The 23265-nt window shown below is 65.2% G+C and carries 19 protein-coding genes; 12 read left to right on the top strand and 7 right to left on the bottom strand.

The annotated features are described in order from the left end of the window. Positions 1 to 36: 36 nt before the first annotated feature. On the bottom strand, positions 37 to 1383 hold the full coding sequence (locus tag FEZ61_RS14985; RefSeq protein WP_017642046.1) for an aspartate aminotransferase family protein: 1347 nt from the start codon (positions 1381 to 1383) through the stop codon (positions 37 to 39). Positions 1384 to 1735: 352 nt separating this feature from the next. On the opposite strand from FEZ61_RS14985, the gene FEZ61_RS14990 reads away from it, so the two are divergent. The 11 genes from FEZ61_RS14990 to FEZ61_RS15040 all read left to right on the top strand — a co-directional run bounded on the left by FEZ61_RS14990 (position 1736) and on the right by FEZ61_RS15040 (position 12800). Next, a complete protein-coding gene (locus FEZ61_RS14990; protein WP_064308341.1) occupies positions 1736 to 2581 on the top strand; it encodes a transporter substrate-binding domain-containing protein in 846 nt (281 codons plus the stop codon). A 73-nt stretch (positions 2582 to 2654) separates the two neighbouring features. Continuing rightward, entirely contained in the window at positions 2655 to 3458 is an 804-nt protein-coding gene (locus tag FEZ61_RS14995) for an amino acid ABC transporter ATP-binding protein (protein ID WP_201973621.1), read from the top strand. A gap of 10 nt (positions 3459 to 3468) precedes the next feature. Next, positions 3469 to 4140, top strand: coding sequence for an amino acid ABC transporter permease (locus tag FEZ61_RS15000; RefSeq protein WP_173149265.1), 672 nt, complete (start codon positions 3469 to 3471; stop codon positions 4138 to 4140). 7 nt (positions 4141 to 4147) lie between these two features. Beyond that, on the top strand, positions 4148 to 4813 hold the full coding sequence (locus tag FEZ61_RS15005; RefSeq protein ID WP_173149645.1) for an amino acid ABC transporter permease: 666 nt from the start codon (positions 4148 to 4150) through the stop codon (positions 4811 to 4813). Between the two features lie 25 nt (positions 4814 to 4838). Next, complete coding sequence (locus FEZ61_RS15010; RefSeq protein WP_173149267.1) at positions 4839 to 5717, top strand: dihydrodipicolinate synthase family protein; 879 nt, start codon at positions 4839 to 4841, stop codon at positions 5715 to 5717. A gap of 189 nt (positions 5718 to 5906) precedes the next feature. After that, positions 5907 to 7166, top strand: a complete 1260-nt coding sequence (locus FEZ61_RS15015; protein ID WP_173149269.1) for an FAD-dependent oxidoreductase — start codon at positions 5907 to 5909, stop codon at positions 7164 to 7166. A gap of 13 nt (positions 7167 to 7179) precedes the next feature. Continuing rightward, positions 7180 to 8661 (top strand): aldehyde dehydrogenase family protein, encoded by a 1482-nt coding sequence (locus FEZ61_RS15020; RefSeq protein ID WP_173149271.1) that lies wholly within the window; start codon positions 7180 to 7182, stop codon positions 8659 to 8661. A 10-nt stretch (positions 8662 to 8671) separates the two neighbouring features. Beyond that, positions 8672 to 9697 carry a proline racemase family protein gene (locus tag FEZ61_RS15025; RefSeq protein ID WP_173149273.1) on the top strand — a complete coding sequence of 342 codons (1026 nt, stop codon included), beginning with the start codon at positions 8672 to 8674 and terminating at the stop codon, positions 9695 to 9697. Between the two features lie 57 nt (positions 9698 to 9754). Continuing rightward, entirely contained in the window at positions 9755 to 10462 is a 708-nt protein-coding gene (locus FEZ61_RS15030; RefSeq protein ID WP_064308347.1) for a GntR family transcriptional regulator, read from the top strand. A 356-nt stretch (positions 10463 to 10818) separates the two neighbouring features. Then, a complete protein-coding gene (locus FEZ61_RS15035) occupies positions 10819 to 11817 on the top strand; it encodes an acyltransferase (protein ID WP_017642036.1) in 999 nt (332 codons plus the stop codon). A gap of 62 nt (positions 11818 to 11879) precedes the next feature. After that, positions 11880 to 12800, top strand: a complete 921-nt coding sequence (locus FEZ61_RS15040) for a LysR family transcriptional regulator (RefSeq protein ID WP_064308348.1) — start codon at positions 11880 to 11882, stop codon at positions 12798 to 12800. Here the strand turns inward: FEZ61_RS15040 and FEZ61_RS15045 are convergent. Further along, positions 12797 to 13525, bottom strand: a complete 729-nt coding sequence (locus tag FEZ61_RS15045; protein WP_173149275.1) for an SDR family oxidoreductase — start codon at positions 13523 to 13525, stop codon at positions 12797 to 12799. The two genes, FEZ61_RS15040 and FEZ61_RS15045, sit on opposite strands and share 4 nt — an antisense overlap. A 162-nt stretch (positions 13526 to 13687) precedes the next feature. Here FEZ61_RS15045 and FEZ61_RS15050 point away from each other — a divergent pair, with 162 nt between their 5' ends. Beyond that, positions 13688 to 14590, top strand: coding sequence for a LysR family transcriptional regulator (locus FEZ61_RS15050; RefSeq protein WP_093254797.1), 903 nt, complete (start codon positions 13688 to 13690; stop codon positions 14588 to 14590). Positions 14591 to 14801: 211 nt separating this feature from the next. Here FEZ61_RS15050 and FEZ61_RS15055 read toward each other — a convergent pair whose 3' ends face one another. The 5 genes from FEZ61_RS15055 to tkt all read right to left on the bottom strand — a co-directional run bounded on the left by FEZ61_RS15055 (position 14802) and on the right by tkt (position 23138). Further along, positions 14802 to 15620, bottom strand: coding sequence for a Cof-type HAD-IIB family hydrolase (locus FEZ61_RS15055; protein WP_064308351.1), 819 nt, complete (start codon positions 15618 to 15620; stop codon positions 14802 to 14804). Then, a complete protein-coding gene (zwf, locus tag FEZ61_RS15060; protein ID WP_173149277.1) occupies positions 15602 to 17158 on the bottom strand; it encodes a glucose-6-phosphate dehydrogenase in 1557 nt (518 codons plus the stop codon). Before zwf ends, FEZ61_RS15055 begins: the two co-directional genes overlap by 19 nt. Before the next feature lie 83 nt (positions 17159 to 17241). Further along, on the bottom strand, positions 17242 to 18219 hold the full coding sequence (gene gnd, locus FEZ61_RS15065; RefSeq protein WP_017642029.1) for a phosphogluconate dehydrogenase (NAD(+)-dependent, decarboxylating): 978 nt from the start codon (positions 18217 to 18219) through the stop codon (positions 17242 to 17244). Between the two features lie 18 nt (positions 18220 to 18237). Beyond that, positions 18238 to 21057 carry a bifunctional transaldolase/phosoglucose isomerase gene (locus FEZ61_RS15070; protein WP_173149279.1) on the bottom strand — a complete coding sequence of 940 codons (2820 nt, stop codon included), beginning with the start codon at positions 21055 to 21057 and terminating at the stop codon, positions 18238 to 18240. After that, on the bottom strand, positions 21054 to 23138 hold the full coding sequence (tkt, locus tag FEZ61_RS15075) for a transketolase (protein WP_173149281.1): 2085 nt from the start codon (positions 23136 to 23138) through the stop codon (positions 21054 to 21056). The genes FEZ61_RS15070 and tkt overlap by 4 nt, the downstream gene beginning before the upstream one ends. Between the last annotated feature and the right edge of the window lie 127 nt (positions 23139 to 23265).

Genomic DNA, 23265 nt, shown 5'->3' on the forward strand with positions numbered 1-23265 from the left:
GATGGGCGCTCCCGTTGAGGAGCGCCGGAAAGAGGGTCAGTCGAGGCGATTGAGGACATCACCGACCGCGGCGAAGACACGATCCAGGTCTTCGATCCTGGCGTTGAAGGTAGGCCCGAATTGCAGGGTGTCGCCACCGAAACGCACATAGAAGCCGGCCTTCCACAGGGCGATACCGGCCTCGAACGGGCGGATTACCGCATCGCCATCGCGCGGGGCGAGCTGCAGGGCACCGGCTAGGCCGCAATTGCGAATGTCCACCACGTGCTTGGCACCCTTGAGGCCATGCAGCGAGGCCTCGAACTTGGGTGCCAACTCGGCGGCCTGTTGTACGAGGTTCTCCCGCTCCATGAGCTCCAGCGCCGCCAGACCCGCGGCACAGGCCACCGGATGGGCCGAATAGGTGTAGCCGTGGGGAAACTCGACCATGTGCTCAGGGGTGGCCTGGTTCATGAAGGTGTCATAGATGGCGCTGCTGGCGATTACCGCCCCCAGGGGTACGGCGCCATTGGTGACTTGCTTGGCGACGTTCATTAGGTCTGGCGTCACGCCGAAGTATTCGGCGCCGGTGTGACGACCCATGCGGCCAAAGGCGGTAATGACCTCGTCGAAGATCAGCAGGATGTCGTGCTGGGTACAGATCTCGCGCAGGCGCTGCAGATAGCCCACCGGCGGCACGATCACCCCGGCCGAGCCGGACATGGGCTCGACGATGACGGCCGCGATATTGGAGGCATCGTGCAACTCGATCAGCTTGAGCAGTTCATTGGCCAACTCGACGCCGCCGGTCTCGGCCATGCCCTTGGTGAAGGCCATGCCCGGTTGCAGGGTATGGGGCAGATGGTCGACGTCCATGAAGGAGCCGTACAGCTTCCGGTTGCCGCCGATGCCGCCCAGGCTGGTGCCGGCAATGTTGACGCCGTGGTAGCCGCGGGCCCGGCCGATCAGCTTGGTCTTGGCCGGTTGACCCTTGATGCGCCAGTAGGCCCGCGCCAGCTTGACCGAGGTGTCGGCGCTCTCGGAACCCGAGCCGGTGAAGAAGACATGATCCAGACCGGCCGGAGTCAGTTCGGCCATCTTTTCGGCCAGCTGGAAGGACAGCGGATGGCCGTACTGGAAGCCTGGCGAATAGTCGAGGGTACCCAGCTGACGTGCCACGGCCTCCTGGATCTCCTTGCGCGAGTGACCGGCGCCGCAGGTCCAGAGTCCGGAGAGGCTGTCGTAGATGCGCCGACCCTGGTCGTCCGTCAGCCAGCTGCCCTCAGCGGCCACCACGATGCGCGGATCCTTCTGGAAGGCGCGATTGGCGGTGAAGGGCATCCAGTGGGCGCGCAGATTGAGCTGCGCGGCGACGGGTGGGGAAACGGTCAGCGGCTGGTTCATGACAGGGCCTCGGAGCGGTGACGTTGAGCCTGCAGAGTACGTTCAGCTTTGCGTGAGTTAAATGGTTTTTTTCTCACACTTGGATTCAGTAAAAATCACGTTAATTCTCTGGTTCCGTTTTTGGGAAATTTTTTTCCTGCCGCGGTGAGTAGCCTTTTATTTCGGCATATCAAGGATTTACCGGCTGAGCTCAACTGGAGCTGCAGCACTTTTACGGCAGCGCTGCTGAGGAAGCCCGTTGACAGTCCCAATTCGCCACTCCTAATCTGCATGCAGCGCTGAATACAACTACACACACAAAAAAGCTTTTTTGCCTCCTGCCTATAACAATCGTCCAAATGGAGTAGCAGCTATGGCTCGGCGTCTATCGCGTTCGCAATCCCTTCGTGCAGTCCTGGGTAGTCTGGCAATCGCCGGCGCCCTGCTCTGGCAGCCGGCCGCTCAGGCCGAGCAGGCCGGCGTGTGGCAGCAGGTCCAGAAAGCCGGCGTCTTGAAATGCGGGGCCGCAGTCGCCGCGCCCTATGTGATGCGCGATGCCGCCTCGGCGAAATACAGCGGCTACTTCGTCGATCTGTGCCGTGACTTCGGCGAGCGAGTGCTCAAGGTCAAGGTGGAGTTCGTCGACACCAACTGGGACAACCTGGTCGCCGGCCTGCAGGGCGGCAAGTGGGATCTGGCCATGGCACTCAACCAGACACCCGAGCGGGCCCTGGCCGTGGCCTTCAGCACGGCCGCCACCGACTATCAGATCTCGCTGTTGCTGAACAAGGACAACCCCAAGCTGGCCCAGGCCGGCGAGACCTTGACGGACTACGACAAACCCGGCGTGACCTTCGCAGTGATGTCCGGTACGGCCGCGGACAAGGCGATTTCCGCCGTCATCAGGCAAGGGACCGTGATGCGTCTGCCCGGTATGGACGAGACACGTCTGGCGGTGATGTCGCGCCGCGCCGACGTGCTGGTCGATGCCAGCGACACCAATCACCTCTTCGCCATCGCCAACCCCACCTGGGCCAAAGAAGTAATGCCCAAGCCGGCGCTGGCCAAGCAGGGCGTGGCCTTCGGCGTGCGCCGCGACATCTCCTGGGTCGACATGCAGGTGTTGAACATCTATCTCACCCAGCGTCGCGAGACGGGTGAGATCGCCGCCCTCGTGGACAAGGCCTCCGAGCAGGTCAACGCCCAGAAAGCCCCGTAACCCGCCGCTGAGACAAAGGACTCGTCCTGACGAGTCCTTACCGGAGTTCGCCCCTATGAAAGCCGTTTCCATCATGCCGACGCCCCTTGCCACCGCCGCACCGGAGACCCGCCCGGGTCCCGATGGCTTCGTCCAGTTCCAGCACGTGTGCAAGAGCTATGGTCCGGAGCTCAAGGTCATGGACGACTTCTGCCTGGACATGCGTGCCGACGACCGTCTGGTGATCATCGGCCCGAGTGGCAGCGGCAAGAGTTCGCTGCTGCGCGTGATGATGGGGCTGGAAAGCATCCAGGACGGCCGCATCCACTTCCAGGGCCAGCCCTATATAGAAGGTCGCAACGGACGTAGTCAGGTGCTGGATCGAGAACTGCACCGGCAGATCGGCATGGTCTTCCAGCACTACACCCTGTTTCCCCACCTGTCGGTGCTGGGCAATCTGGTCCTGGCGCCCATGAAGGTACGCGGATTGTCGCGCGCCGAAGCCACCGAAAAGGCTCGGCTGTACCTCGCCCGACTGGGCCTGGAAAGCAAGCTGCACGCTTATCCCAGCCAGCTGTCGGGTGGCCAGAAGCAGCGCGTCGCCATCGCCCGCGCGCTGATGCTGGAACCGGCGCTGATGCTCTTCGACGAGGTCACCTCCGCCCTCGACCCGGAAATGGTGATCGAGGTGCAGAACGTGATGCTGCAGCTGGCCGAGCAGCGCATGGCGATGATCATCGTCACCCACGACATGCACTTCGCCAAGCACATCGCGACCCGCGTGGTGTTCTGCGCCAACGGCCGACCGGTCGAGGAAGGCCCGCCCGAGGAACTGTTCAGACGTCCGCGCGAGCCCCGCACCCGGGAATTCCTGGAAAAGGTCCTGCACCTGGATTGAGGACGGCGCCATGAACTACCAATTCGACTTTCATTTTCTCAACGGCACCCTGGGCCCGCTCTGGCAGGGCCTCAAGGTGACCCTGCAACTCGCCCTGGCCGCCAATCTCATGGGCCTGGTGATGGGTTTCCTGCTTTGCCTGCTGACCCTGAATCGCTGGCGCCTGGTACGGCTGCCTGCCCAGCTGTTCATCGAGTTCTTCCGCTGCACCCCGGTCCTGCTGCAGATCGTCTGGTTCTTCTATTGCGTGCCCATGCTGTTCAACGTCTTCGTCGACCCCATCACCATGGGCGTGCTGGCGCTGGGCCTTAACCTCACCGCCTTCAATGCCGAGGCCTACCGCGCCGGCGTACAGGCCGTGCCGCGTGAGCATCTGGATGCCAGCGTCGCCCTCGGCCTGGGGCCCTTGAATCGCACCCTCTATGTGGTACTGCCGCAGGCGCTGCGCAGCGCCCTGCCGGTACTGATGACCAATGGCATCGGCATCCTCCAGCAGAGCGCCCTGGTCGCCATCGTGGCCGTGGCCGACCTGATGTACATCGGCAAGTCCATCGCCACCGAAGCCTATCGCCCGCTGGAAACCTACTCGCTGATCGCCCTGATCTACTTCGCCCTGTCATTGCCGATCGCCCAGCTGGTGCGCCTCGTCGAACGCCGCCAAGACGCGGCCCTGGAGCGCTGAGATGGATATGCAACTCGACTTCTCCATCGTCCTCGGCTACTGGCAGGTGCTGCTCAAGGGGCTGGGACTGACCTTGACCATCACCCTCGGCTGCGCCCTGGTGGGCAGCCTGCTGGGCTTCGGGCTGAGCCTGATGCAGCTGGCGCCCAGCCGCCTGCTGCGGGCGCCGGTCCGGCTCTATGTGGAGTTCTTTCGCGGCACTCCCCTGCTGATCCAACTGTTCTGGGTGTTCTTCTGCTTTCCCGTGGTGTTCGGCCTGTCGATCTCACCCTATGTCTCGGTGGTGATCTCCCTCACGCTGTTCATGGCGGCCATCACCAGCGAGACCTTTCGCGGCGCGCTCAAGTCCATCGCCGGCGAGCAGCACGATGCCTGCGTGGCCCTCGGCCTGTCGCCCGGGGTGAAGGTCCTCTACGTCATCTTTCCCCAGGCGCTGCTGCGCGCCATCCCGCCGTTACTCTCGAACGTCATCAGCCTGTTCAAGGAAAGCGCCCTGATCTCCTCGGTCGGGGTGGCGGACCTGATGTTCGTCGGCCAGAACCTTTCCAACAGCACGGCGCGTCCGGTCGAGTTCCTCTCGGCGGTGGCCGTCATCTACTTCTGCATCGCCTTTCCCCTGACCCGTCTGGTCGGCCTCGTCGAGGCCCGGCTGTTGCGACGCTTCGCCTACTGATCGCCCATCCCGAAGAGGTAATTCCATGAACATGCACGGCATCCTTCCCGCTCTCGTCACCCCCTTCGACCAGGCCGGCCACGTCGATTGCGCGACGCTCGCCTCCATCGTCGAGTATCAGCTCAAAGCCGGGGTATCCGGCTTCGTCGCCCTGGGTTCCACCGGCGAGTACTACGCCCTCGACAACGCCGAACGCCGCCTGGTCCTGCAGACGGTCAAGGAGGTAGCCGAAGGCAAGGGTACCCTGATCGCCAACTGCAACGGAGCCAGCACCCGTGAGGTGATCGAGCAGATTCGCCAGGCCATCGAATGCGGCTTCCGCAACATCCTGCTCGCCCCGCCCTTCTATGCGCTGCCGACCCAGGAAGAGCTGATCAACCATTATCAGGTCGTGCTGGATACCTTCGCCGACATCAACGTCATCCTCTACAACTACCCGATACGCACCAACGTCGAGGTGGGCACCTCGGTACTGGCAGCCTTCCGCGACCATCCGCGTGTCATCGGCATCAAGGAAAGCTCCGGCAACCTGCTACGCGCCATTGAGGTCACCGAGACCTTCAAGGGCGACTACCAGTTGTCCTGCGGCTCGGACGACCAGGCGCTGGACTTCTTTCTGTGGGGCGCCACCAGCTGGATCTGCGGCCCGGCCAACTGCTTCCCAGATCAAATCGTCGCCTTCCACAAGGCCTTCACCGCCGGCGACATCCAGGGTGCCCAGGCGGTAATGCGCTCGCTGTTCCCGGTGATGGCGAGCATGGAACAGGGCAAATTCATCCAGAAGGTGAAATACGGCTGCGAGCTGGCTGGCTTCAATTCCGGCAATGCCCGGCTGCCGCTGCTGCCGCTGAGCGACGCCGAGAAAGCCGAATTCCGCGCCGTCTTCGAAGCCTCTCAGCGCTGACCCAGAGCCTACCCCGCTGCCATGGGGTAGGCGGAGGATTTCCATGAGCCCAAGCTTCAACGGCGCCCAAGGCCAGGTGTGGAGAACGCGAGCGGCGTCTTGCGCCCCTAGCGTGGACGCCTCTGCGCCGGCCTGGCAGGGTTGGCCATCCGGTCCGCGCGTCAGGCAGTCATCCAGCGAGAGAGCACTATGAATCAGGAGTCAGGCGTTCCCAGGACCGCGATCGTCGTCGGGGGCGGTATCGTCGGGGTGTGCTGCGCCCTCTGGCTGCAACGCGATGGCCTGGCGGTCACGCTGATCGATCCCGCCGCACCGGGCGACAGCACGGCCAAGTGGAGCTGCGGCCAGATGGCCGTCAGCGAGGTGGTCCCCCTTTCCAAGCCGGGCATCCTGAAGAGGATCCCCGGCTGGCTGCTGGACCAGCAGGGTCCGCTGGCCCTGCGGCCCAGCGCCTTGCCCAGCATCCTGCCGTGGTTCCTGCGCTTCCTGGCCTGCGCCCGGCCCACGCGCATCCAGGCGATCGCCGCGGAACTGGCGACCCTGACCCGGGAGGTCTACCACGACTACGCCGTGCTGCTGGAGGCCTGTCCTGACAAGCGCCTGCTTGGCGAGCGCCCCATTCTCGAAGTGTTCGACACGCCCCAGGGACTGGCCCAGGAGCGCCATCATTTCGAGCTGCGCGAGCGGCTGGGCTTTCAGGTGGAAGAACTGGACGCCGCCGCCATCGCCGATCTGGAACCGTCCCTGGCCGGCCGCTTCAAGCACGGTCTGTTGTTTCCCGACTGGCGCGCGGTCAGCGACACCGAAGGCTTCATCGCCGCCCTCACCGCCAGCTTCGAGCAGGCTGGCGGACGTCGGATCCGCGAAAGAGTCGCGCGCCTCGACGAACATCAGGGTCAGGCCACCGGGGTGACCCTGGCCGACGGAAGACGACTGCCGGCCGAGCGAGTGGTCATCGCCGCAGGCAATGGCTCACGGGCCTTCTTCGGCCAACTCGGACTCTCCATCCCCCTGGCGGGAATCGCCGGCTACCAGGTGGTCCTGCCAGAGCCCGAGGTCGAAATCCACCACTCCACCATCTATGCCGATGGCGGTTTCTGCTTCGCGCCCATGACGCGCGGGCTGCAGATCGGCGGCACCATCGAATTCGCCGGTGAAGGCGCCAAACCCAACTTCGCACGGGCCGACATCATCCTGGAGAAGGCACGGCGCGTGCTGCCGCAGCTGCGTACGACCGACTTCGAATACGGCATCGGCTATCGCCCCTTCCTGCCCGACACCAAACCGATCATCGACCGCAGCCAGCGCCTGCCCAACGTACTGCTCGCCTTCGGCCATGGCCAACTCGGCCTGACCCTGGGCGCCACCACCGGGCGACTCATCGCCGATCTCGCCAGCGGTCGTGCCACCTCCCTCGACCTCCACCCTTTCCGCGCCTCGCGCTTCTGACAGGACTTCGCCGATGGCTTCCTATGACCACCTGTACATCGACGGCCAATGGGTGCGCCCCCTGCGCGGCGGCACCTTCGAGACCTTCGACCCGGCCCTCGAGACACCCCTTGCCCAGGTCGCCGCGGCGACCGCCGAGGACATCGACCTGGCCGTGCGCGCGGCCCGCCGTGCCTTCGATGAAGGCCCCTGGCCGCGGCAGAGCGGCGCCGAACGGGCGACGGTGCTGCGCCGCATCGCAGCAACGATCCGTGAGCGCCAGCAGCAACTCGCCGAACTGGAAGTGCGCGACAACGGCAAACCGCTTCCCGAAGCGCTGTGGGACATCGGCGACGCCGCCGGTTGCTTCGACTTCTACGCCGACCAGGCCGAACGCCTGGACCGGGATCGCGAGCGTGCCATCACCCTGAGCGATGCACGCTTCAGCGCCGTCGCACGCCAGGAACCCATCGGCGTGGCCGGGGCCATCATTCCCTGGAACTTTCCGCTGCTGATGGCCGCCTGGAAGGTCGCCCCGGCCCTGGCCGCCGGCTGCACCCTGGTGCTCAAGCCCTCGGAACTGACCCCGCTGACCGCCCTGGAGCTGGCCGACATCTGCCACCAGGCCGGGCTGCCTGCCGGCGTGCTCAACGTGGTCACCGGCCTGGGGGCCGAAGCGGGCGCTCCGCTGGCCGAGCATCCAGACGTCGACAAGCTGGCCTTTACCGGCAGCGTGCCCACCGGCAGCCGGATCATGCAGGCCGCGGCCCGCGACATCAAAAACATCAGCCTGGAGCTGGGCGGTAAATCGCCCTTCGTCATCTTCGCCGACGCCGACCTGGAAGCAGCGGTCGAATGGATCCTGTTCGGCATCTTCTGGAACCAGGGCGAGGTCTGTTCGGCCACCTCACGTGTCCTGGTGCAGCGAGATCTCTATGAATCGCTGCTGCAGCGTCTGGCCCAGGAAGCCCAGCGCATCACCATCGGTCCGGGGCTCGAATCCGGCGTGCTGCTGGGCCCCCTGGTGAGCCGTGGCCAGCACGAGAAGGTGCTGGCCGCCATCGCCCGGGGGGAAGAGGAAGGCGCCCGCCTGGTCACTGGCGGTAAGCGTCCCACGCAGCTGCCCACCGGGTACTACGTACAACCCACGGTCTTCGCCGATATGGCCGAGGACAGCTGGATCTGGCGCGAGGAGATCTTCGGTCCGGTGGTCTGCGTGCGGCCCTTCGACAGCGAAGCCGAGGCGGTGCGCAGCGCCAACGATTCCCGCTTCGGGCTGGCCGCCGCGGTGATGTCTCGCGACCTGGACCGTTGCGAGCGGGTGGCCCGCGCACTGCGTGCCGGCATCGTCTGGATCAACTGCTCGCAGCCGACCTTTACCGAGGCGCCCTGGGGCGGCTACAAGCAGAGCGGCATCGGTCGCGAACTGGGTGAATGGGGTCTGCAGAACCACCTGGAAACCAAGCAGATCACCCGCTACGACAGCGACCAGCCCTGGGGCTGGTACATCAAATAGGACGCCCATCATGCGCTGGAAGAAGACCCTGCAGCTGGCGGAAGTCCACTGCGAAGGCGAGATCGGCAAGGTCATCACCGGGGGCGTGCTGGACGTGCCCGGGCGGACCATGCTCGACAAGATGAACCATATCAACGAGGTGGATGACAGCCTGCGGCGCCTGGTGACCTTGGAGCCGCGGGGCTGCCTGCAGATGTCGGTCAATCTGCTGCTGCCGCCGACCCGCCCGGAGGCCCAGGCGGGGTTCATCGTGCTGCAGGCGGACAAGGCCCATCCCATGTCGGGCAGCAACTGCATCTGCGTGGTCACGGCGCTGCTGGAGCTGGGTATCCTGCCGATGCAGGAGCCGCTGACCACCGTGACGCTGGATACACCGGCCGGTCTGGTGGTGGCCCAGGCCGAGTGCCGTGACGGCCGCTGCCTGAATGTCTCCCTGGACATGGTGCCGGCCTTCGTCGAGGCGCTGGATCTGCAGGTCCCTACCGCCCAGCATGGCACCCTGACGGTAGACGTGGCCTTCGGTGGGGTCTACTACGCGCTGATCGATGTCGATCAGGTCGGGCTGAGCATCGCGCCGAAGCATGCCCGCGCCCTGGCGGAACTGGGTGTGGCGCTCAAGGACGAGATCGGGCGACAGGTGCGCGTACAGCATCCCTTGCTGCCCAGCGTGAACGAGATCGCCTACGTGATGTTCCGCAAGCGCCTGGACGCCCGCACCTACCAGACCTGCACCACCCTGCCGCCAGGCCGGGTGGATCGCTCCCCCTGCGGCACCGGCAGCTCGGCGAATCTGGCCACCCTCGCCGCGCGCGGACTGGTCGCGGTAGGCGATCAGCTCACCTCACGCTCGACCATTGGCGGTGAATTCACGCTTGGCTTGCGCGGACTGACCGAAGTGGCGGGTCGGCCAGCGGTCCTGCCCAGGGTCACTGGGCGTGCCTGGCTCTATGGGCTACAGCAACTCGGCATTGATCCGGATGATCCGCTCGCCGCCGGCTTCATGCTCAGCGATACCTGGGGCGCCGGGTTCGGTTAGCGCTGCAAACGCGATGCTAGACTGGCCCTCCAACCTCCGAGCGTGAAGAACTCCTCGATGGCTCCCAAAGACGCTGATCCCACCGTTGCCGCCCGCCGTCACGGTGGGCGTTACATCTATGAAGAGCTGCGCCGGCAGATTCTCACCCTGCAGCTCAAACCAGGGATGCCCCTGGACGAAACATCGCTGGCCACCCAGTTCGGGCTGTCACGCTCGCCGGTCCGCGACGCCCTGGCGCGCCTGGCAAGCGAGGGCCTGGTCACCATCCTGCCCAATCGCACCCTGCTGGTAACGCCCTTCGAGATCGAGGAATTCCCCAACTACGTGTCCGCGCTGGATCTATTGCAGCGCGCCGTAACCCGCCTGGCCGCCATCAGGCGGACACCGCGCGAGCTGGACCTGATCAAACAGGCGGACGCGCGCTACCTGGACGCGGTCGCTAGCGGTGACTTCCAGGCCATGTCGGAACTGAACAAGGCTTTCCACCTGGAGATCGCCCGTGCCGGCAAGAATGCCTATCTCACGGCCAGCTACGACCGATTGCTGGGCGAGGGACAGCGATTGCTACACCTGCACTTCGACTACATCATGAACAGTGCTGGCTCCACCCAGCTCGGTCGCGACCATGATCGTATCGTCGCCGCTATCGAACACCAGGACGGCGACGAGGCCGAAGCCGCAGCCCATGAACACACCATGCTGTTCCGCCAGCGCTTTCTCAGCTTTCTCGAACAGGATCTGTTGCGCGGTATGGCAGTGGGCTGACAATGAGCCCTGCTTGGTGTGCCTGCCAGACCCAACGTCAGCTTCGATCCATGACTGAGAAACCCCTGACCAGAGGTCATGGGCGTGCCAACTCCATTGACAGAAACATCTTGAAAACAACAAATTTGATTAGTAATCAGTAATTTGCCTGAAACACTTTAAGCTGGCCGCCTGCCACCGTAGTCCCGTGGCGCCGAGGCCTCCTCGCCTCACCTCTTTTCCCGGCGCGTAGTCCTGCCGGGCGCGGTAGCCTGTCCGCCGTCTCTGCCGCGTACCCCACTGTCCGCTTTCGCTAACCCGTGCCCCTCCTCCGAGGCAGAGCGCGTGGTTTACCTATTCCTCAAGGAAACCTCTCCATGCTGATTCAGCTCAACTGGATCCGCGGCCTGGCGGCCGTCCTCATCGTTTTCCACCATATGACCGTGGGCAGCTACCAGACCACCGAGCACCAGCAGATCGCATTGAATCTGCTATCGCTGGAAACCACCTGCATCTTCGTCGCCCTCTCCGGTTTCTTCTTTCGCTACAACCTCGGCAAATACAGCTACCAGGTCTATCTGGGCAAGAAGCTGCAGAACGTCATCCTGCCCTACCTGCTGATCTCGATTCCTGCCGTGCTGCTCTATGTTTCCGGGCTCAAGCAGGAGCATGAGTGGATCGACATGAACGCCTTCCATGACTGGCCGCCCTTCGCCCAGACCGCCCTGCTGCTGGCCACTGGCGCCCACCTGGGCCCGCTGTGGTTCATCCCGGCACTGACGCTGATCTTCCTGCTCGCGCCGGTCCTGGAGTGGATCGTCCAGCGTGGCCTGTTGCCGGCGGCGACCATGGTCGGCCTGCTCTATTTCCTGGTGTCCGACCGCCCGGCCAATGATGCCGATCCGCTGCTGGCCGCCCTGCATTTCCTGCCGATCTACCTCTGCGGCATGCTGGCCTGCGAACAGCGCGAACGCCTGCAGCGTCCCCAGGCGCGCTACTGGCTGCTGGCGGCCCTGGTGCTGCTGAGCGGTGCGGCGGTACTCGACAGTGCCTTCTATGGCCTGCAGAAACTGGCGCTGTGCCTGTTGCTCTTCGCCGTCTTCAGCCAGCAGGTCAAGACCACGGGACGTACGGACGGCCGCCTGGCCAAGGGTATGGCCCTGCTCGGTGCCTACAGCTTCGCCATCTATTTTCTGCACGGCTATCTCGCCGGCGCCTATCGGGTGCTCGGCCGCCTGCTGGGTGAGCAGAACTTCGCCCAGTACCTGGGCACTCGCCTGTGCCTGACATTGATCACCTTGCTCTGCTGCATCGCCGCAGTCTGGCTGGTCAAGCAGGTCAGCCAGCAGCGCAGCCGGGTGTTGATCGGCGCCTGAAGCCAGTCGCTGGCGCCGTGCCAAGCGGCGCCTTATGCTGTCCCGCATTTGCGGTGGCAGCCATGAAGACGACGCGCAAGGCCCTGCTCGCCCAAGTCGGCGATTTCGAGATCCGACTGCTGCGGCTGTTCAAGACGGTGGTGGAATGCGGCAGCTTCACCGCCGCCGAAGGTCGCCTGGGCATCACCCGCTCGGCCATCAGCCTGCACATGAACGACCTGGAAAAGCGCCTGGGCATGCGCCTCTGCCAGCGCGGTCGCGCCGGCTTCTCGCTGACCGACGAAGGCCGCGAGGTGCTCAAGGCCAGCCAGTCGCTGTTCGCCGCCCTGGAAGGCTTTCGCAGCGAGGTCAACCAGCTGCACCAGCACCTGCGTGGCGAGCTGAACCTGGGCATCATCAACAACCTGGTGACCCAGCCGCACATGCGCATCACCCATGCCCTGGCGGCGCTCAAGCGTGCTGCGCCGGGGGTGGTGGTCAACATCGGCATGACCCTGCCCGGCGAGATCGAGACCGGCGTGCTCGACGGCCACCTGCACCTGGGCGTGCTGCCGCTGATCAATGCCCTGGCCGGTCTCGACTACCTGCCGCTCTACGAAGAGCGCGCGCTGCTCTATTGCAGCCGCAGTCATCCGCTGTTCGCGGTGGCCGACGCGGCGCTGGACGAGAGCACCCTGGCCACCCAGGATGCGGTAGGCCCCAACCATCTGCTCAACCAGGACGGCCACGAGCGCCATGCCGCGCTGAATTGCACGGCGCGGGCCTCGGATCGCGAAGGCGTGGCCTTTCTCATCCTCACCGGCTGCTACATCGGCTACCTGCCCGACCACGTCGCCCAGCCCTGGGTGGCCCAGGGCCAGTTGCGTGCCCTCGATCCCGAACGCTTCCACTTCGACACCACCCTGGCCGCCGTCACCCGCAAGGGACGGCGGCCCAATCTGGTGCTGGAGCGCTTTCTCGAAGCCCTGGCCGAAACGGTCTAGTTGGCGCTGCGGGTCGGGCGGACCACGATCTCGTTGACGTCCACGTCGTCCGGCTGCTCGATGGCGTAGCGCACGGCCCGGCCGATGGCGTCGGGCTGCAGGGCGATGGCGCGGTAGCCGTCCATCATCGCTCGCGTCGCCGCATCGGTGATGGTCGAGGCCAGCTCGCTTTCCACCACGCCCGGATGGATGCAGGTGACCCGCAGATCGTCACGCTCCTGCCGTAGTCCTTCGGAGATCGCCCGTACCGCGTGCTTGGTGGCGCAATAGACCGCCGCCGTGGGCACCACCGACAGGGCGCCGATGGAGCCCAGGTTGATGACGTGGCCAGCGCCGCGCGCGGTGAATTCCGGCAGCACCGCGGCGATGCCGTTGAGCACGCCCTTGATGTTGACGTCGACCATATGCATCCACTCTTCGGTCTTGAGCGAGGCCAGGGGCGACAGCGGCATGATCCCGGCGTTGTTGACGATGACGTCCACCCGGCCCCAGCGCTCGCGAGCCGCCTCGGCGAAGGCGGCCACGTCGGCGCTGTCGGTGACGTCCAGCCGGCGGCAGGCGGCTTCGCCACCCGCGGCGTTGATCTCGGCTGCCAGGGCCTCCAACCTGTCGATACGGCGAGCGCCAAGCAGCAGCTTGCAGCCGGCCGCGCCCAGTTCACGCGCGATGCCCGCGCCTATGCCACTGGAGGCGCCGGTGATGAGTACGACCTTGTCGATAGTCATGAGGTGTTCCTTTCGAATTGGGGTGGATTGCCTGGACGACCTGCTGGTCAGCTGCGTGCCCTTCCAGCACTGCGCCCTTCCAGGCTTGCCACCACCTTAGCGAAGGCTCATTGTCGTGATAATTCCCCCGCTCCTGACTGCCATGGTTAGCCAGACTCACCAATGCACACTGATCTGAATCTGCTCAAGGTCTTCGTCGTGGTGGCCACGGCCGAGAATTTCCGGGTGGCAGCTGATCGCCTGGGCGTCAGTCGCTCCGCGGTCAGCCAGGCCATCCGCCGTCTGGAAGACGAACTGGGCAGTTCGCTGGTGCAGCGCACCACCCGTAGCGTGCGCCTGACCGAGGCCGGTGAACGCTTGCAACGGCAGGTCGCAGGCCCCCTGGCCGGTCTGCTGGGCGCCCTGGAAGACGCTAGCCACGCCGGACCACCGCGGGGCCTGTTGCGGGTCGCGGTCACCTCCATCGCCGAGCGCTTTCTCGATGGCCCGCTGCTGGCCGGCTTCGTCGAGGCCTATCCGGAGGTGACCCTGGACATCACCGTTACCGACGAGGAATTCGATATCGTCGCCCGTGGTTTCGATGCCGGCGTACGGCTGGGCGAGGTGATCGAGCAGGACATGATCGCCATTCCAGTGACCGGACCGCAGCGCGAAGTGGCGGTGGCGACCCCAGGCTATTTCGCCCGTCATGGCCGACCTCGGCATCCGCGTGACCTGGCGGACCACCGCTGCATCGGCTGGCGCCCGGCACCGGAGGTGGCGCCCTGGCGCTGGGAATTCAGCGAGAACGGTCGCGCCTTCGATGTGGCGGTTGCACCCCGGATCACCACCAACGACATGCTGCTGATGGTACGCACCGCCCTGGCCGGCGGCGGCATCACCTTTGGCATGGAGGACACCTTCAGGCCCTATCTGGACCGTGGCGAACTGGAGCGGGTGCTGGAAGATTACCTGCCGCCCTTTCCCGGCTTCTATCTCTACTATCCGAATCGCCACAACCTGGCGCCCAAGCTGCGGGCGCTGGTGGAGCATGTGCGGGGGTATCGGGCGGAGAACGGGGGGTAGCGCGGGGTTTGGGTGGCGCTCACCCCGGCCCTTTCCCAAGGAGAGAGGAGGCGCACAGGCGGGCCCTGTAGCAAGGAGGTAAATGGCGCAGCCTTTTCCACATGGTCGAGGGTGAGCCTTGTTGGGCTTCGCTGCGCTCAACCCAACCTACAGGACTACCGACACGTAGGTTGGGTTGAGCGCCGCGAAGCCCAACATCACCAACCAGCCATCAGCTCCCCAGGATCCACCGATCGATGGCCTGGGCCAGGCCGTCTTCCTGATTGCTGGCGGTGACCCGGTCGGCCGCTTCCCGCACTCCTGCGCCGGCCTGGCCCATGGCGATGGCCAGGCCCGCCTGGCGGAACATGGGCACGTCGTTGCTGCCATCGCCAATGGCCGCAGTGCGCGCCACGGGCACGCCCGCGGCCTGGGCCAGCTCGATGAGGGCATCGCCCTTGTTGGCCTTGGGGTGGGTGATGTCGAGGTAATAGAGCTGGGAGCGCAATACCGTGGCGCCCTCCCCCAGCCGCTCACCCAGTTCGCCCTCCAGGGCTTCCAGGCCGGCGTGATCGCTACCGGCCGCGACGATCTTGTCGACGCGATCCAAGTAGGGTTCGAAGGAGTCCACGACGGTGGGGCCATAGCCCAGTGCCCGGGTCTCGCGGGGGACGTAGGGCCCCTCCCCGTCGCGGGTCAGCCAGAGGTCGTCGGCGAACAGCCAGACTTCGAAGGCCTCGCGCTCAAGGCGCTCCAGCACCTCGCGGGTGACCTGCTCCGCCAACCGATGGGCGCGGATCAGGGTGCCATCCGCTTCCACCAGATTGCCGCCATTGAACCCGGCCACCGCCTGGTCGATGCCCAGCTGCCGCACCAGCGGCAGCAGCGCCCGCGGAGGGCGGCTGCTGACCAGGGTGATGGCTTTACCAGACGCCTGGAGCCGCTTGACGGCAGCGATCACCGCCTCGCTCAGGCTCTTGTCGTCACGCACCAGGGTGCCATCGATATCCGACACCAGCAGGTCGATGGGGATCAGGTCAGGGGATGCCATGAGCGGCCGTCCTTTTGCAGAAGTTCGTCGGCACCGGCGGGACCGGCGCTGCCCGCGGCATAGCTTTCCACCTCACCGCCCTGCTGCCAGGCGTCGAGGAACGGCTGCACGGCGCGCCAACCGTTCTCGATGTTGTCGGCGCGCTGGAACAGCGTCTGGTCACCGATCAGGGAATCGTAGATCAGAGTTTCGTAGCCGGTGGACGGCTGCATCTCGAAGAAGTCGGTATAGGCGAAGCCCATGCGGATGTTTTCCAGCTCCACCAGGGGCCCCGGGCGCTTGGCATGGAAATCGAACCACATGCCTTCGTCGGGCTGGATCTGGATGATCAGGTAGTTGGGCTTCATCCGGTCAATCTTGGTATCGCGGAATTGCGCATAGGGCGCGTGCTTGAAGCAGATGGCGATCTCGGTGTCGCGCGCGGTCAGGCGTTTGCCGGTACGTAGGTAGAAGGGCACCCCGGCCCAACGCCAGTTATCGACGAACAGCTTGAGCGCCACATAGGTCTCGGTCTGGCTTTGCGGATCGACCCGCTCTTCCTCGCGATAGCCTTTCACCGGCTTGTCATTCATGGTCCCGGCGGCGTACTGACCGCGCACCGAATTGACCAGGGCCTCTTCGGTGGTCTGGGGCCGGATGGCACCCACCACCTTGGCCTTCTCATCGCGCACCGAGGTGGCGTTGAAGGACGCCGGCGGCTCCATGGCGACCATGGCCAGCAGCTGGAACAGATGATTGGGCACCATGTCCCTCAGGGTGCCAGTCTTCTCGTAGAAATCGCCACGCGACTCCACGCCCACGGTTTCCGCTGCGGTGATCTGCACATGGTCGATGTAGTGGTTGTTCCAGAACGATTCGAACAGGGCGTTGGAGAAACGGCTGACCAGGATGTTCTGCACCGTCTCCTTGCCCAGGTAGTGGTCGATCCGATAGATCTGCTTTTCTTCCATGTTCGCCAGCAGGCGCTGGTTGAGCGCCTGGGCGCTGGCCAAGTCGGCGCCAAAGGGCTTTTCCACCACCAGTCGGCGGTAGGCGTCTTCGCGTTCTTCCAGCAGCCCGGCCTTGCCCAGGCGCTCGGCCACATCGCCAAAGAAGCGCGCGGCGGTGGCCAGGTAGAAGACGGCGTTGTCGGTATCGGCCTGGGCGATACGCTCACCCACTGCCTGATAGGTGGCGTCTTCGAGGAAATCGCCCTGCAGATAGCGGATACGTCCGCGCAGCAGGCCCCAGAGATCGGCATCCAGCGCCTCGTCCCGGGACTTGCCCTTGGCTTCGGCCTGGTCACGGATGAAGGCTTCCAGGCGGTCGGCAAAACCTTCGTCGGTGTTGGGATTGTGGTCGACACCGATGATCTGGGTGCGGTCATCGAGCAGACCGTCACGCAGCAGGTTGTACAGCGAGGGGATCAGCAGTCGCTTGACCAGGTCGCCATTGGCACCGAACAGGAAGAGCGTGGCTGGCGGCGCGGTGGGCGCCTTGGTGCAGGAGCGCCGCGCCTGGGCGGCGGTGCTGGGGGTCACAGCAGGAGAATCGGTCATGACAGGGCCTTATCCACGAGGGCGGCTGGTGCCGTCCCCCGGGACGCGGCCCGTGGCCGCTCCACAGGGGAACGGCCGGGGTTTTATTGCGGGATTTCGACGTGGCCGCCGAAGCCGAAACGCATGGCCGACAGCAGCTTGTCGGCGTAGGTGGCTTGCTGGCGGGAGCGGAAACGCGCATAGAGGGCGGCGGACAGGACGTTGACCGGTACCGCTTCCTCGATGGCCGCTTCGATGGTCCAGCGGCCTTCACCGCTGTCGGCCACCGAGCCGGAGAATTTCTCCAGTTCGACGTCACCGGCCAGGGCCTGGGCGGTCAGGTCCAGCAGCCAGGAGGACACCACGCTGCCACGACGCCAGACCTCGGCGATGTCGGCCAGGTCCAGGTCGAAGCGCTCGTCTTCCGGCAGCTTGCTGCTGTTCTTCATCTTGAGGATGTCGAAGCCCTCGGCATAGGCCTGCATCAGGCCGTATTCGATGCCGTTGTGCACCATCTTGACGAAGTGACCGGAACCGGCCGGACCGGTAAAGATGAAGCCGCGCTCGGCCCGCTCATCCGGGGCGTTGCGGCCACGGGTACGCTCGATGCTGCCATAGCCAGGGGCAAGGGCTTCGAAGATGGGCTCCAGGCGCTCGACGGCTTCGGACTTGCCGCCGATCATCATGCAATAGCCACGCTCCAGGCCCCAGACGCCACCGGAGGTGCCGACGTCGACATAGTCGATGCCTTTCTCGGCCAGGGTCTTGGCGCGACGGATATCGTCCTTGTAGTAGGTGTTGCCGCCATCGATGATGACGTCACCGGGAGCCAGGCGGTCGGCCAGCTCGGCGATGGTCTGCTCGGTCGGCTCGCCGGCCGGCAGCATGACCCAGATGGCCCGCGGCTGTGCCAGGGCGGCGATGACACCGTCCAGGCTGTCGGCGGTGATGGCGCCTTCCTGGCCGAGGCCGGCCACGGTTTCGGCACTGCGGTCATAGACCGCGACTTCATGCCCATGCTTCATCAAACGCCGTGCGATATTGCCGCCCATGCGGCCCAGTCCGATGATTCCCAATTGCATGCTGATGACTCCTTGAGGTCAGGCGACCGCCGCCTCGACCAGTTCGACGATTTGTTGCAGGCCGGCGTCGATGTCGCCGCCCTTGATATGCACACGCAGATAGCGCCGTCCCCGTTCGGCCAGCACCTCGAGGTCGCCCTTGGCCTGGGCGGCCTCGACGACACCAAAGCTCAGACTCCGCCCTGGAATCTCCAGGTCGTTCTGGGCATCGGCGGTAATCTGGATGAATACACCCGAGTTGGGACCGCCCTTGTAGGCCTGTCCCGTGGAGTGCAGAAAGCGGGGGCCGAAGCCGCCGACGGTCGCTACGCGCTTGCTGTCGCGAATGCTATCACGCATGGCGCTCAAGGCCTCCTCGTGCACGGCATTGCGCTCCAGATAGGCCAGCACCGCCAGGTAGTCGCCGGGCTGCAGACGTGCCAGGTGCGCCTTGATCGCCGCGCGGGCGGTGTCCTGCCCCTGCAGGTCGGCATCGCCGAACAGGGTCAGGGCGCCCTCCTCCAGCAGCGGCTCATCACCGGCCAGGCGACCGTCGCGCTCATAGCCATCGGTTAGCGCACGGGTCTTGATCTTGCTGGCTTCCACGTCGGGCTGATCGAAGGGATTGATGCCGATGACGGCACCCGCTACTTCGGTAGCCACCTCCCAACGGAAGAATTCCTGGCCGATCAGCTCGGCACGGGCGAGACGGATGTCCACCACCGGATGCCCGGCCGCGGCCAAGGCCTGCAGGCGACTGTCGCGCTCGGCGTCTTCCTCGCCGGCCAGCACCAGGCTGACGAACACCCGATCCGCACCATAGACGTCCGGACTGCCCAGCGGCTCCAGATCCACCGGGATGATGCCCTTGCCCTGTTTGCCAGTGCTTTCGGCCAGCAACTGCTCCAGCCAGGCACCCAGACTGGCGACACCCGGCGAGGCGATCAGGGTGACCTTGTCACGTCCGGCACGCACCGCCTCGCCCAGGACCACGCCGAGACGGATACCGGGGTTGATGGCAGGCGGCGCACTGGGACCGCAGGCCAGCACCATGGGTTGGGTCACCTGGAAGAAATCGGCCACCGAGTGCCCGAGCAGCGCCAGAGGCACCATGCCGAACACCGACAGCACCGAATAGCGCCCACCGATGTGGGGATCGCCCTGGAAAATGGCCCGGTAGCCTTCGGCCGTGGCGCTGGCTTCGAGTTTGGAGCCGGGATCGGTAATGGCGACGAAGCGGCGTTGCACCTCGCCCGAACCCAGAGTCCGCTCGACAGCTTGGTGAAAATAGGCGCGCAGGATTTCCGGCTCCAGGGTCGAGCCGGATTTGCTCGATACCAGGAACAGCGTCTTGCGCAGGTCCAGTTGCTCTTCCAGGGCAGTGATCTGCGCCGGATCGGTGGAATCGAGCACCTTGAGGGTAAGCCCGCCAGTGGCAGTACCCAAGGTATTGGCCAGCACTTCCGGACCTAGGCTCGAACCACCCATACCCAGCAGCACCACGGTATCCAGGCCTTCCTTGCTCACGGCGTCGGCCAAGGCCTCCATGGCCACGGGATCGGCTTGACGCCCCTGGGCGGCGGCTAGCCAGCCGACCCACTGGTCTTCGTCGCGACCGGTCCAGAGCGAGGCATCACCCTGCCACAGCCGGCGCGACCAGCCTTCACGTCGTGCCTCGTCAAGGCGAGCCTCGACGGCTTCATTCAGTTCCTGCGGCAGCCGATAGTCCGCCGCATTCAGGCGCTCGCCGAGAAAATCGAGGCGCTTCTGGCCGACCGCGCCCAAAAGGGCATCGGCGGCGTCCTCGAATTGGCGGGCACCGTCCTTGACCAACCGCTTGGCCACGCCATCGAGATCCAGCCCGAAACGGGCAGTCGCGTCCACCACCCGCTGCGCGGCTTCGATATCGGTGCTCAGCATGGGAGCTGCCGTGCCATGGTCGCGGAAGGCGTCCATGGTCTTGGGCGGCATGGTGTTGACGGTATCCGGACCGATCAGCTGATCCACATAGAGGGTATCGGGATAGGCCGGATCCTTGGAGCCGGTGGAGGCCCACAGCAGACGCTGCGGATGAGCGCCCTTGGCTGCCAGCACCTTCCAGCGTGGCGACTGGATGAGACGCAGGTAATCCTGATAGGCCAGCTTGGCGTTGGCGATGGCGACCTTGCCGCGCAGCTCGGTCAGTTCGCCGTCGTTACCCTTGCGCTCGTCGATTAGCTTGTCCAGCACGCCGTCGACCCGGCTGATGAAGAAGCTGGCGACACTGGCGAGCCGACTGATGTCCTTGCCCTGGTGCAGCCGGGCTTCCAGACCCGCGATATAGGCCTCCGCCACGGCCATGTAGGCATTGCGATCGAACAGCAGGGTCACGTTGACGTTGATCCCCTCCTCGATCAGCTTGCGGATGGCCACCGCCCCTTCGGGCGTGCCGGGCACCTTGACCATGAGGTTGGGCCGATTCACCGCCTGCCAGAGGCGGCGCGCCTCGTCGAGGGTGGCGCGGGTATCCAGCGCCAGATAGGGCGAAACTTCCAGGCTCACATAACCATCGCGCCCTTCGAGCCGGTCATAGACCGGCCGCAGGATATCGGCGGCCTGCTGGATATCCTCGATGGCCAGATGCTCGTAGACGTCCATCGGCTCGGCATCGGCCTGTTCCAGAAAGGCCTTGAGGCTGGCATCGTAGTCGCTGCCGTGGCCCATGGCCTTCTCGAAGATCGAGGGGTTGGAGGTGACGCCCGTCAGGCCGTCACGCTCGATCAGCTTCTGCAGCTCACCCTTGGCGAGGAACTCGCGGCTGACGAAGTCGAGCCAGACCGCCTGGCCCTGCTCCGTCAGTTGTTTGAGTGGATTGCTCATGTGGCGCTCCCTTTGCGTTGCGCCTGTTCCTTGGCCAGCTTGACCACGTTTTCCACGGTGTAGCCATATTTCGCCTGCAGCTTGCCGATGGGCGCGGAGGCACCGAAGGTGCTCATGGTCACCGAGGCGCCTTTGCGCCCAACATAGCGCTCCCAACCCAGGGGACCGGCCTGTTCGATGGCGACGCGGCCCAGGACCTCATCGGGCAACACGGACTGCTTGTAGGCCTCGTCCTGCTCTTCGAACAGCTCCCAGCAGGGCATGGAGACGACCCGCGCCTTCACGCCCTCGCCCTTGAGCTGCTCGTAGGCCTGCATGGCCAGACCCAGCTCGCTGCCAGTGGCCATGAGGATCACCTGGGGCGTACCGCCCTCGGCATCGGCTACCACGTAGGCCCCCTGGGCTACGCCTTCGGCGCTGGCGTATTTGCTGCGATCCAAGGTCGGCAGCGGCTGGCGCGACAGCACCATGCAGGACGGTCTATTGGTTTGCTGCAGGGCGATCTTCCAGGCCTGCACCGCTTCGTTGGCATCGCCCGGACGCAAGGTCAGCAGACCGGGCGTGGCACGCAGCTGCGCCAGGTGCTCGATGGGCTGGTGGGTCGGGCCATCTTCGCCGACGCCGATGGAGTCGTGGGTGAAGACGAACACCACCGGCAGCTCCATGATGGAGGCCAGGCGGATCGGCGGCTTCATGTAGTCGCTGAACACCAGGAAGGTGGCGGTGAAGCTGCGCAGGTAGCAGAGCGCCATGCCATTGGCGATGGAGCCCATGGCGTGCTCGCGGATGCCGAAGTGCATGTTGCGCCCGGACGGCTCACGGGCGGAGAAGCTGCCCGCGCCGTCGAACTTGAGATTGGTCTTGGTCGAGGGCGCCAGGTCCGCTGCCCCGCCGACCAGCCAGGGGATCTGCTCGGCAAAGGCATTGAGCGCCTTGCCACCGGATTCGCGGGAGGCCACGCCCTTGGCGTCGGTGTCGAAGGTAGGCAGCTTGGCGTCCCAGCCCTCGGGCATCTCGCCGGCGCGCATGCGCTGGAGTTCATCGGCACGGGTCGGATCGTCCTGACGCAGGCGATCGAAGGCACGGTTCCAGTCTTCGTAAAGGCCGCTGGCACGTTCCAGCAGGGCGTCGCGCAGGTGGTGACGGGCTTCGTCGGGCACCAGGAAGTCGGCGTCCTCCGGCCAGCCATAGGCCTTCTTGGCCAGCTTGATCTCGTCCGCGCCCAGGGGCTCGCCGTGGGCCGCCGCGGTGTTCTGCTTGTTGGGCGCGCCGTAGCCGATGAGGCTGTCGACCACGATCAAGGTCGGCTTGCCGGTATTGCCCTTGAAGCGATGCAGGGCGGCGGCCAGGGCTTCGGCGTCGTTGGCATCCTTGACGTGCAGGGTGTGCCAGCCATAGCCGCGGAAGCGTTCGGCTACGTCTTCGCTGAAGGCCAGTTCGGTGTGGCCTTCGATACTGATGGTGTTGTTGTCGTAGATCCAGCAGAGGTTGTCCAGGCCCAGGTGGCCGGCCATGGAGGCCGCCTCGCCGGTGACGCCTTCCATCATGTCGCCGTCGCCGCAGAGGACGTAGACGTCATAGTCGAACAGCGTCACGCCCGGCTGGTTGAAACGGGCAGCCAGCCACTTCTGCGCCAGCGCCATGCCGACGCTGTTGCCGCAGCCCTGCCCCAGCGGACCGGTGGTGGTCTCGATGCCGGTGGTCATGCGGTACTCGGGATGACCCGGGGTCTTGGAATCCAGCTGGCGGAATTGCTTGATGTCGTCGAGGCTGACCGCTTCCTTGCCGGTAGCGGTGCCGTGCTCGTCGATTTCCTTGACCCCGGCCAGGTGCAGCAGCGAATAGAGCAGCATGGAGGCATGGCCGACCGACAGCACGAAGCGGTCGCGGTTGGGCCAGTCCGGATGCTCGGGGTGATAGCGGAGGAAGCGGCTCCACAGCGTGTGGCCGACCGGGGCCAGGGCCATCGGCGTACCGGGGTGGCCGGAGTTGGCCTTCTGTACCGCGTCCATGGACAGGGTACGGATGGTATTGATGGTCAGTTGGTCGGCGTTGGAGCTGGAAGGTGCGGTGGAACCCATGGCAAGCGTCCTCGTGCTGGCAGACACGCCACCCGCGGCGAAAACGGTCTTTACGGTCCCTGAAACCGTTTTCAACAAAGGCAGCGCCTAAGAGAAAAAGCAAAGCGGCCGGACGAGGTCCGGGACG

It is taken from the genome of Pseudomonas sp. MS15a(2019) (assembly GCF_013277805.1).
Classification (GTDB): Bacteria; Pseudomonadota; Gammaproteobacteria; order Pseudomonadales; family Pseudomonadaceae; genus Chryseomonas; species Chryseomonas benzopyrenica.